The sequence below is a fragment of the Gammaproteobacteria bacterium genome, from assembly GCA_029862005.1.
Classification (GTDB): domain Bacteria; phylum Pseudomonadota; class Gammaproteobacteria.
On sequence record JAOTYD010000059.1, the window covers coordinates 1 to 9,623 of the forward strand.

At 55.1% G+C, this 9,623-nt stretch carries 12 protein-coding genes; 5 read left to right on the plus strand and 7 right to left on the minus strand.

The annotated features are described in order from the left end of the window. The coding region (gene thpR, locus OES20_18105; GenBank protein ID MDH3636608.1) for an RNA 2',3'-cyclic phosphodiesterase at nucleotides 1–505 on the plus strand (505 nt) is incomplete at its 5' end. Next, nucleotides 502–1,392 carry a fatty acid desaturase gene (locus tag OES20_18110; protein MDH3636609.1) on the plus strand — a complete coding sequence of 297 codons (891 nt, stop codon included), beginning with the start codon at nucleotides 502–504 and terminating at the stop codon, nucleotides 1,390–1,392. The genes thpR and OES20_18110, both read left to right, overlap by 4 nt. Nucleotides 1,393–1,456: 64 nt before the next feature. Here the strand turns inward: OES20_18110 and OES20_18115 are convergent, their stop codons facing one another. Continuing rightward, a complete protein-coding gene (locus OES20_18115) occupies nucleotides 1,457–2,659 on the minus strand; it encodes a PLP-dependent aspartate aminotransferase family protein (protein MDH3636610.1) in 1,203 nt (400 codons plus the stop codon). A gap of 155 nt (nucleotides 2,660–2,814) precedes the next feature. On the opposite strand from OES20_18115, the gene OES20_18120 reads away from it, so the two are divergent. Then, nucleotides 2,815–3,672 (plus strand): phytanoyl-CoA dioxygenase family protein, encoded by an 858-nt coding sequence (locus OES20_18120; protein MDH3636611.1) that lies wholly within the window; start codon nucleotides 2,815–2,817, stop codon nucleotides 3,670–3,672. 70 nt (nucleotides 3,673–3,742) lie between these two features. Here OES20_18120 and OES20_18125 read toward each other — a convergent pair whose 3' ends face one another. The 3 genes from OES20_18125 to OES20_18135 form a co-directional block, all read right to left on the minus strand. Then, nucleotides 3,743–5,197, minus strand: coding sequence for an aminotransferase class V-fold PLP-dependent enzyme (locus OES20_18125; GenBank protein ID MDH3636612.1), 1,455 nt, complete (start codon nucleotides 5,195–5,197; stop codon nucleotides 3,743–3,745). Nucleotides 5,198–5,266: 69 nt separating this feature from the next. Then, nucleotides 5,267–6,187 (minus strand): polysaccharide deacetylase family protein, encoded by a 921-nt coding sequence (locus OES20_18130; GenBank protein MDH3636613.1) that lies wholly within the window; start codon nucleotides 6,185–6,187, stop codon nucleotides 5,267–5,269. 99 nt (nucleotides 6,188–6,286) lie between these two features. Further along, nucleotides 6,287–6,514: a hypothetical protein gene (locus OES20_18135; GenBank protein ID MDH3636614.1), complete on the minus strand. Its 228-nt coding sequence runs from the start codon at nucleotides 6,512–6,514 to the stop codon at nucleotides 6,287–6,289. A gap of 191 nt (nucleotides 6,515–6,705) precedes the next feature. On the opposite strand from OES20_18135, the gene OES20_18140 reads away from it, so the two are divergent. Together OES20_18140 and OES20_18145 are read left to right on the plus strand one after the other, a co-directional pair. Then, the gene (locus tag OES20_18140; protein MDH3636615.1) at nucleotides 6,706–7,641 is read left to right on the plus strand and encodes a glyoxylate/hydroxypyruvate reductase A; all 936 of its coding nucleotides are present in this window, start codon (nucleotides 6,706–6,708) and stop codon (nucleotides 7,639–7,641) included. 1 nt (nucleotide 7,642) lies between these two features. Continuing rightward, entirely contained in the window at nucleotides 7,643–8,092 is a 450-nt protein-coding gene (locus OES20_18145) for a thioesterase domain-containing protein (protein ID MDH3636616.1), read from the plus strand. Here the strand turns inward: OES20_18145 and OES20_18150 are convergent. From OES20_18150 to OES20_18160, 3 genes are all read right to left on the minus strand, one after another. After that, the gene (locus tag OES20_18150) at nucleotides 8,076–8,549 is read right to left on the minus strand and encodes an isoprenylcysteine carboxylmethyltransferase family protein (protein ID MDH3636617.1); all 474 of its coding nucleotides are present in this window, start codon (nucleotides 8,547–8,549) and stop codon (nucleotides 8,076–8,078) included. The two genes, OES20_18145 and OES20_18150, sit on opposite strands and share 17 nt — an antisense overlap. A gap of 14 nt (nucleotides 8,550–8,563) precedes the next feature. Beyond that, the gene (locus tag OES20_18155) at nucleotides 8,564–9,250 is read right to left on the minus strand and encodes a transposase (protein MDH3636618.1); all 687 of its coding nucleotides are present in this window, start codon (nucleotides 9,248–9,250) and stop codon (nucleotides 8,564–8,566) included. A 100-nt stretch (nucleotides 9,251–9,350) separates the two neighbouring features. Continuing rightward, nucleotides 9,351–9,623 (minus strand): peptidase (locus OES20_18160; GenBank protein MDH3636619.1); only part of this gene is annotated, 273 nt, incomplete at its 5' end.

Consider the following 9,623-nt stretch of genomic DNA (forward strand, 5'->3'; position numbering starts at 1 on the left):
TTTTTTCGCGCTGTGGCCGGACGATGCATTGCGCGAAAGTTTACACCTTGCCAGTAAGACGATTCCGATCAAACGCCCGGCGCGGCGCGTACCCCGCTATAATTTACACCTGACTTTGCACTTTGTTGGTAACGTTTATTTCGACCAGCTGGCCTTCCTGCGAGAGCAAGCCGGGCAGGTGAAAGCGAAAGCCTTCGAGCTCAGTATTGATTGCCAGGGTGTTTTCAAAAAATCCCGGGTTGCGTGGCTGGGTTGCCGCGAAACGCCCACTGCATTGCTCGAATTGCACCAGCAGCTGGGACAGCGGCTGCAACTGTGTGACTACCGGCCGGAGGCGCGGAATTATAATCCGCACGTCACGATGGCACGAAAAATTGGTCACATACCCGAACAGAAGGGCTTCGAGCCAATAACCTGGAAGGCCAACCAGTTTTGTCTTATCGAGGTTCAACAGATCGACGATGGCGTACAATACCGGGTTATCGAAACCTACCCGCTATTATGAGCAAAAGTACAACCTATAAATTACCACCCGACGTATTGCAGCAATTGACGCAGCGCTCGGATGCCAGGGGTCTGCTTCAGCTTGGCGCTCATCTCGCGATGCTGCTGTTTGCCGGGTTCGGTTTGCACCTGACCCAGGATAGCATCTGGCTGATGCTAAGCCTGCCGATATACAGCGCCTTGCTGATATTCCTGTTTGCGCCGCTGCACGAAACTTTGCACTTTACCGTGTTTAAAACCCGCTGGCTCAATAACCTGGTCGCCGCTGTTTGCGGATTCCTGTTGCTGCTGCCGTTTCAGAGTTTTCGCGCTTTTCACTACGCGCACCATCGGCATACGCAAGATCCTGAGCTCGATCCGGAATTACTCGATATGAAACCATTGGTGCATAGGCACTACTGGTTTTATCTCTCCGGTCTACCGACCTGGTGGCAAAGCCTGGTTGCCATCTGGCGACATGCACTGGGTGCCGTCGATGAAAGCTATATCGAGGAACGTCACCATAAAACGACTATTAACGAAGCCCGCTTTCATCTCGCCGGTTACGCGCTGTTGCTGTTGTTCAGTGTGCTCTGGTCCAGCAGTGCTCTATGGTGGTACTGGATTTTACCGGCGCTGGTTGGCCAGCCCATGCTGCGACTGTACCTGCTGGCCGAGCACGGCGGCTGTGATTTCAGCGACAATATGCTCGAAAATTCGCGCACTACCTATACCACGCCATGGCTTAACTTTCTCGCCTGGAACATGCCGTACCATGCCGAACATCATTTTCTCGCGTCAGTACCCTTCCATGCTCTGCCGGCACTGCACGCCTATACCGGGCAGCATGTAAAACACAAGGGCGACGGCTATTACCGCGTCAACCGTCATATCGCGGCGCAATATTGAATCATTAAGAACCCGGTAATTTGCTGATCAACGGGAGGTCTCGCTTAAGTCCTGCGATCGGTTATCACAGCACCATCTCGAGATCCCTGATCAAGTCATCGGCATCTTCCAGTCCAACCGAAAACCGAAAAATGCCCTCCCCGGCGGCTGCCCGGTACTTTTCCAGTTCCGCGTCTTCGAGGCGATAGGACGAACCGGTCAGGTCCGCGGTTTGCATCAGGTAGACCAGGCTGCGATGGTGTCCCAGTGATACCGCGTAATGGATCACCTCCAGCTTTTCCATCATGCGCTCAGCGACCGCTTTGGCGTTCGCGGTACGAAAACTGATCATGCCTGAGAAATTATCCATTTGTGATTTTGCCAGCATATATTGCGGGTGCGATTTTAGGCCCGGATAAAGCACTTTTTCGACCCTGTCATGCGTCTCCAGGAAACGCGCCACTGCGAGCGCATTTTCTTCGTGACAGCGCATGCGCAGCGGCAGGGTCGCCATGCCGCGCATGATCAACCAGGCATTGAATGGACTGATAACCCCGCCGTAATGCACCAGTGCCTCGCCGCGCAACGGGCCGAGCAGCGCTTGGTTGCCACAGACTGAGCCGCCCATGGCATCGCCGTGTCCGCCGATATACTTGGTCAGCGAATGAATTACCAGATCCGCGCCGAGTGTCAGTGGGCGCGTCGCGATGGGTGACGCAAAAGTTGAATCAACAACGAGTAAAGCCTGCTGCGCGTGAGCGACTTCAGCCGCGTCCTTGATGTCCGAGATTCGCAGTAGCGGATTGGAAGGGGTTTCCAGCCAGACCATGCGCGTATTGTCGCGCATCGCGGCACCGATGTTCGCAGGCTCCGAAGTATCGACCGGGGTGACCTCGATCCCGAGGCGGGTTAGCGTGTCGCGCGCGAACTCGGCGGTGCCCGGGTAGTTGGTGTTGCTGATGACCAGGTGATCGCCCTGGCTCAGGTGAGCCAGCATGACTGCGGCGCTTGCCGCCATGCCCGAGGCGAAGGCGATACCGGCCTCGGCCTGTTCCAGCACCGCGAGCTTTTGTTCGAGCTGTTGCGTGGTCGGGTTGTCCCAGCGCGTGTAAACAAACGGTGTTTCCGCGGTCAGGTTGTTGGCAGAAAAACTAATTTCCTCGTCGACCACGAAGGTACTCGACATCACCAGGCTCGGCGCCGAGGCCCCGGTGGCTGAGTCGGGACTTTCTCCAGCGTGAATCGCAAGGGTCTGCACGCCCTTGTCTGCTACTGATTTTAAGCTCATTGGATTGGCACCGTTTAAAATAGACATTAGTACGGCCGAAGAGCAACGATGTCAATCGGAGGTTGCGTCAGTAAAACGAAATCACTGACCTGGAAACTCGTAATGGTTTCACCCGGGTGTTTCGGCTATATTCGCTTTTTGAGGGCGGAGTCTCGATGTCTTTAAGCGCGCAACAAAAACAGTTCTTTGCAGACCAGGGGTACCTGGTCGTCGAAAATGCAGTGAGCGATGCTCAGCTTGCCGCACTGCGCGAACAGTTTGGAGCATGGATCCAGCAAAGTCGTTCGCACCAGACGCCCTATGGCGAAACCATCGATCACCGGCCCCGCTTTGATGTCGAGCCCGGCCATAGCGCCGACCAGCCCGCGTTGCGTCGTGTCAACGCGCCTACTGACATATCGGACGTATATTACGATGTCATGCGTAACAGTATGATGACCGACTGTGTCGCCGAGTTGATCGGCCCCAACGTGAAGTTTCACCACAGCAAGATCAATTCCAAGCTACCAGGCGCAGCCACCGAGGTTAAATGGCACCAGGATTTCCCGTTTACGCCGCACAGTAACGATGACCTGGTGACCGCGCTGCTCATGGTGGATGAAGTGACCGAGGAAAATGGTCCACTGCAGGTATTACCGGGATCGCATCGCGGCGAGATTTACGATTTATGGCACGATGGGATTTTTACCGGTGCGGTGGCAGATTCGGTAGCACGTAACTGTATCGATAATGCCGTAACCTGTACCGCTAAGGCTGGATCGGTGTGCCTGATGCATACGCGGCTGTTACACGGTTCATCACCGAATCTTTCGACCGATCCGCGAACCCTTTTTATTTCGGTTTACTCGGCCGAAGACGCCATTCCCTGCTCGCCTAATCCGGTCCCGAGCATTTACCAGGGTGAAATTGTGCGTGGTAAGAAAACCGATCATATTCGCAGTCGTGAATATGATATCCCGTTACCGCAGCTGCCAACGACGGCGTCATTTTTCGATCAGCAGGCCGGTTCCTAGCTAAAACCGGCGGAATTGCCCCATCGCAATGCAAACAGGGATCCGAGGCTTAATCGCGTTGGCTCTTTTGTCAGGTGGGGTGGGCCAGGAAACTCTGTAGCGAGCGTTCCGGGTCGAAAATATCGACGGGCGCCGGTTCGAATTTGGTATGTCGGTAGCCATTGGATCCGATCGGCTCGTAAAGCGCGAGGATTTCATCACGCCGACTGGCGAGATCGCGCACCGCGACCAGCAGGGCCTCGATATCGCCACGAGTGGTGTAAAGCCCCAGGCTCGCGCGCGCCATGCCGCGCTTGCGCTCGACGTCAGCCTCGGCATTCGGTGCATCGGGATCTATATCCATGTCCCACATTTCCTTTTTTAACAGTTCGCGCACGTAAGGATGCGCACAGAAACAACCGTTGCGCACCTGGATGTTGTAATAGTCATTCAGTGCAGCCGCGCTCAGGCCGTGGTCGAAGCCCTTGATATTGAAAGCGATCGTGCCGGTTCTCGGAACATCTTCGGGATTCGGCCCGTAAACCGATACGCCCTCAATTGCCTTTAATCCGTTCCAGGCCAGGTCGATCAGGCCGATTTCCTTTTCCCGCACCTTGTCCATGCCGACCCGGTGCAACAGGTCGAGCACTGCGCCGAGGGTAATCGCGCCCACGATGTTTGGTGTGCCGGCTTCTTCACGGTCGGGCAGGGTATCGGTCGGCATGTACTCGGCGATGTAGACATCGTCGACCATGCCGCCACCGAGTTCGGAGGGCTTGATAGCGTTAAGGACGGTTTTCTTCGCAATCACCGCTCCGGGTGAACCGGGCGCGTATATTTTGTGACCGGAAAACACCAGCACATCGATATCGGCGCCATTCATGCTGACGGGCGCATGGGCAATCATTTGCGAAGCGTCGACCAGCAGGTAAGCACCAACCGAGTGGGCAAGTTTAGCAACTTCAGCAAGCGGCGTGATGGCGCCCGAAACGTTGCTCGCACCGGTCACCGCGATGTAGTTGATCTTTTCGCCATGCTCATTAAAAATCTCGCGCAGACGTTCCATGTCGAGACCGCCGTAGCGCTCGAATTCTCCCATGCAGGGGACATGGACCACGTGCGAACTGTGGTGTCGGTGCGGCAGGTCGTTGGAGTGATGCTCCATTTCCGATACCAGCACGATTTCGCGTTCGGGGCGCGCACAGGAGAGACTGGCCGCCATGCGGTTGAAACCCGCAGTGGCGCCACTGCCGGCGAAGAAGCTGCAGAATTGCCCGGGATCCGCATCGACAAATTCAAGTACTCGCTGGTGCGCCCATTCGAAGGCATGCGAGGCACCCCGGGCCGCGTAATGCAGATCCGAGTGGGTACTGGCGTAGTGTTCCAGGAATTCATGGCCGACGTCGTAGGCCGGTGACATCATCAGCGTCGATGCTGCCGAATCCAGGTAAACGCGCGGACCGCGCTTACCATCCACGGTTGGATACTCGGTATCACGTCCAATAAAGCTGGCTTGCAAACTCGCCAATAGGTTGGAATTGCTCATGGGATCGATTTGTCAGACAAAAGAAGTATTGTCGCACAATCCCGTCGCTTGGCAACACTTCAGCGTGCTTCAGGCGTCGCGATTGGGATAATTCCCGGACCAGTAGCGCGCCAGGTCGTCTCGGCGGCAAATCCAGATCCGGTCGTGATCCAGTACGTAATCGAGGAACTTGTGCAGGCTGCCGATTCGACCGGGGCGTCCAATCAGACGCGCATGCAGCCCGATCGTCATCATCTTCGGCCGGGTTTCGCCCTCGGCATAAAGAATATCGAAACTGTCCTTGAGATAAGTGAAAAATTCGTCCCCCAGCTGGTAGTCGTGATCTCCGCGCCCGAACTTGGAATCGTTGGTATCGAGCGAGTAGGGGATCAATAGTAATTCAGGATAATCGGGCGACCAGTAGGGCAGGTCATCATTGTAAACGTCCGAATCGTAGAGAAAATTTCCCGCTTCAACCACCAGCTTGCGCGTATTCAGGGACGGCATGCCCGCGTAATATCCAAGTGGTGGCTCGCCCGTTAACTCGCGCACCTGTTCGATACTGTTGCGGATGTATTCGCGTTCCTCGGATTCATCGAGATCATAAAAATCAATCCAGCGCCAGCCGTGCGGGTGCAAATCGAAACCCGCATCGATCATCGCCTGCAGTGCATGGGGATTCTGCCAACCGGCCAGGCCAACGAGGTTAACCGTGGCCTGCAGGCCCCGATCGGTAAAGGCTCGGAGCAGGCGCCAGTAACCGACCCGGGAGCCATACTCATAACTGGATTCAATGTTCAGGTCGCGACCACCGATACGTGCCTGCACGGCAACGTCGGAGACGCGCACCTCGGAGCGATCGTCACCGTTTAAAATGCACAGCTCGCCGCCTTCCTCGTAGTTGATACAAAAATTAACCGCGATACGTGCCTCGTTGGGCCACACAACCTCGGGGGGCTGGTCGGCATAGCCGATAAAGTCGCGCGTCGGTTTGCTGTCGTCGTTGTTCATGTTAATGCCGTGCTGGATAAATCGTCATAATGTCCTGCATCTCGCCAGGTCGCGGTCGATGATCCGGTGCACATTGTAGTATAAAACCTGCGGGCTTTATCAGGGCCAGAACAGGTAGTAATCGGGATCACCGGGATCGCTCGATAACACCACGATGACGGCCAGGGATATCGCCAGCATCGCGATAATGGCGATCAACACCTGATGCAGCCTGTAGAGCGAGTGGGAATTCATGTCGTGGGGGTCAAACTGCCGGTAAATCAACCACCAGAAAATCACGCTCAGTAGCAAAGCCACGAATATTGCGATGACGACGAGATGCAGCATGCTGATTAGCTGTAGGCCAGAAGGACGGACATATTATATCAAGCCTGGGCGATTGGCAGGGTATTCGTGGTTTACCCTGGATCCGGGTCGCAGTATGATGCGGCGCGCGGGCAACGCGCGGGGCCAATGCGTAACAGGCCCATCAACGAACCTGCGATTGCAGGCTTTGTTAAATTAACATTGAGAGATTCATGGCATTGTTGATCGACGTCAAGCACCCGGACTGGATGAAGGACGATGAGCTACGCGTAGAATTGTTGCGCTACTACCCGGAAGCGGATATTCGAACCGGCGATCAGCCCGGTAACCTAGATGACATTGAAATGCTTACGGTAAGCACTTATTTACCGCGTGAAGCCATTCAGTACCCGAACTTAAAATTGATTCAAAAGGCCGGTGCCGGCGTAAACAATATTCTTGCCGACCCAGAACTGCCGGAATCGATCCAGGTTGCGCGCCTGCGCACCGACACTTCGGGTAACGAGATGGCCGAGTACGCCTTGGCCTACGTGTTGCAGCAGCAACGCCATATGCGGGAATACCAGCAGCAGCAAGCGCGTTCGGAGTGGGTCTTTTACCCGCCGAGGAAAGCTCAAGAAACGACCGTGGCGGTGCTAGGCCTGGGTCGCATTGGGCTGCTGGTGGCGCAGCGTTTTGTCGATAACGGGTTCAACGTGGCGGGCTGGAGCCGCAGACCCAAACAAATTCCGGGAATCACCTGCCATGTCGATGTTGATGGCCTCGACCAGGTGCTGGAGTCTTCCGATTACGTGATTTCAGTACTGCCGTCGACGCCAGAGACGATCGGAATGTTCAGGCGCGATCTTTTCGAGCGCTTTAATCCGCGGTCCTTGTTTATCAACGTCGGACGTGGTGATCTCGTCAATGAACCCGAACTGATCGAGTCCCTCGACGCGGGATTACTGGCCGGCGCGGTGCTCGATGTTATGTCGGAAGAACCACTACCCGCGGAAAACCTGCTGTGGTTGCATCCGAAGGTGCAGCTAACGCCCCACGTTTCGGGTTACCATCTGGGCGATGCCATCATAGACATTGCCGAGAACTACCGGCGCCTGCAAAATGGTGAGCCGTTGCTTAATCTGGTCGATCGCAGGCAGGGCTATTGACATGACTGCCCTACAAGACCTAGAGCAAAAGATCCGCGCCGCGATACCGCTGTCCGATGCGATGCAATTTTCCATCGATCGGCTCGACCTGGATAAGATTCAGGTCAGCGCGCCGCTCGAACCCGACGTCAATATTCACGGTACCGGTTTTGCCGGCAGTATTTACGCCGTTGCGGTCCTGAGCGGCTGGGCCCTGTGCAGGCATATCATGGAGACGCTTGAGATGGACGGAGACCTGGTAGTCGCAAAAGCCGAGATTGCCTATCGCGCGCCAATCACCTCAGCCATGGAGTGCAGTTGTCGTGTCGACACCGAAGCGCGTGAAAATTTCGTAAAGGGCTTTACGCAACTCGGCAAGGGGAAGTTGGAGTTGAAAGTTGAGGTAGGGGATCGTCCGCACGCGATTCTGCAGGCCACCTATATTGCCTTACCCCCTAAAGCCAGCGTCTGACGCGACTTTTATAGTCGAGGTAGACCTTGCCGAACTTGGTTTCGAGATAAGTTTCCTCGCGCTTGATGACCAGCTTCTGTAACAGGTACACCAGTGGTAGAACGCCCATAACGATCCACCAGCTGTTAAGCGCGAGGCCGCTGCCGACAGTCGTTGAACAGAACGCGAGATAAATGGGATTGCGACTGTAGCGGAACAGGCCTTTATCGATAATAGTTGTCGTGGGATGCCAGGGTTCGACGTGGGTTTTTGCCTCGAGGAAGTGGAACAGCGCGATCAAGGCAAGAATTATCGACAGGACAATCAGGGCGATGCCGGTCAACCAAAGCAGATCCCAGGTGGATATCGGTAGCGGCACAATCCAGTCGACGAGGTATCCAAGACCGATAATTCCGATGACCAGCAGCGGCGGGGGAAACTTTAAGCCTGGCCCGCGCCTGTCCTCAATGTCACTCATCGGGGTAATCCGGATCAGCTGCCCCGGGGGCGGCCCTTGGGTAACCGGGATGCGCGTCGACCACTGAGTTTTTCGATCTTGCGCGCAAACTTGTCATCACCCAGTACCCATCCTTTGAGCGCAGTTTCGGTTATCGTCTGAACCGTTTGGCTGCTGAGTTTTTGCTTGAACAGGGCGCGGTAAGCTTTAGCGCGCTCTTTATCGTTGTTACCGAGTTTCAGGTACTCCCCGTGTGCGCTGATCATGGCGTCAGCTTTGCCGAGCGCGTTGTGTGCGTAGCTGCTCCAGCGATAATCCACGGGTTTTTTAACCAGGCCACCACGAACCGGATTTAACTCGATGTAACGACTGCAGGTCAGCAGATAGGTCTTGCTGTCGATGACAGTTGCCCGGTAGCGCCCTTCCCAGAGCGTACCGCTCATGTCGAAATACTCGTTGAAGTATTGCACGTAATTTCGGCCAATGGACTGGGTGGTTCTCGAGATACTGTCGGTGTCGCCCGGGGTTGCAAGAATATGCACGTGGTTCGGCATCAGGACATAGGCGTGTATTTTAAGATGATAATTATAAGCTGCCGCTTCGAGGCAATCGTAGAAATACTGGTAATCCTGTTCTTCAAAGAAGATTTGTTTTCCGTCTCGCCCTCGTTGAATGATGTGATGCGGCTGATTTTTTATCGCGTACCGCGGTAGTCTGGCCATGAAAAATGCTCGTTATCAGGCTGAAAAGTTGCATATTAACACTAATTTCTTGTTATTTGTCAATAGGTTAAATTAATGACAATAATTTGACGCTTTTTAGCTATATGTGGTCGCGTGGGATAGTGATTTCATCCCAGTCGCGCTGATTGACCAGTTCATCGCCTTCGTAGGCGCGCACCGTGGCCTTGATATAAAAATTATCAGCATCGCAGCGAAGCTCGCTTTCGGCCTCGGTTCTGATTGACCAGTCGCCACGATGCATCCAGCAAATATAGCGGCTTAACGAGCGATGGCTGAGCGGATCGTCGGCAGCGATGGTCCAGCGTTCATCGTGTCGGTGCCGCGTGCACATGCCGTGGCCCGGTACTTCGAT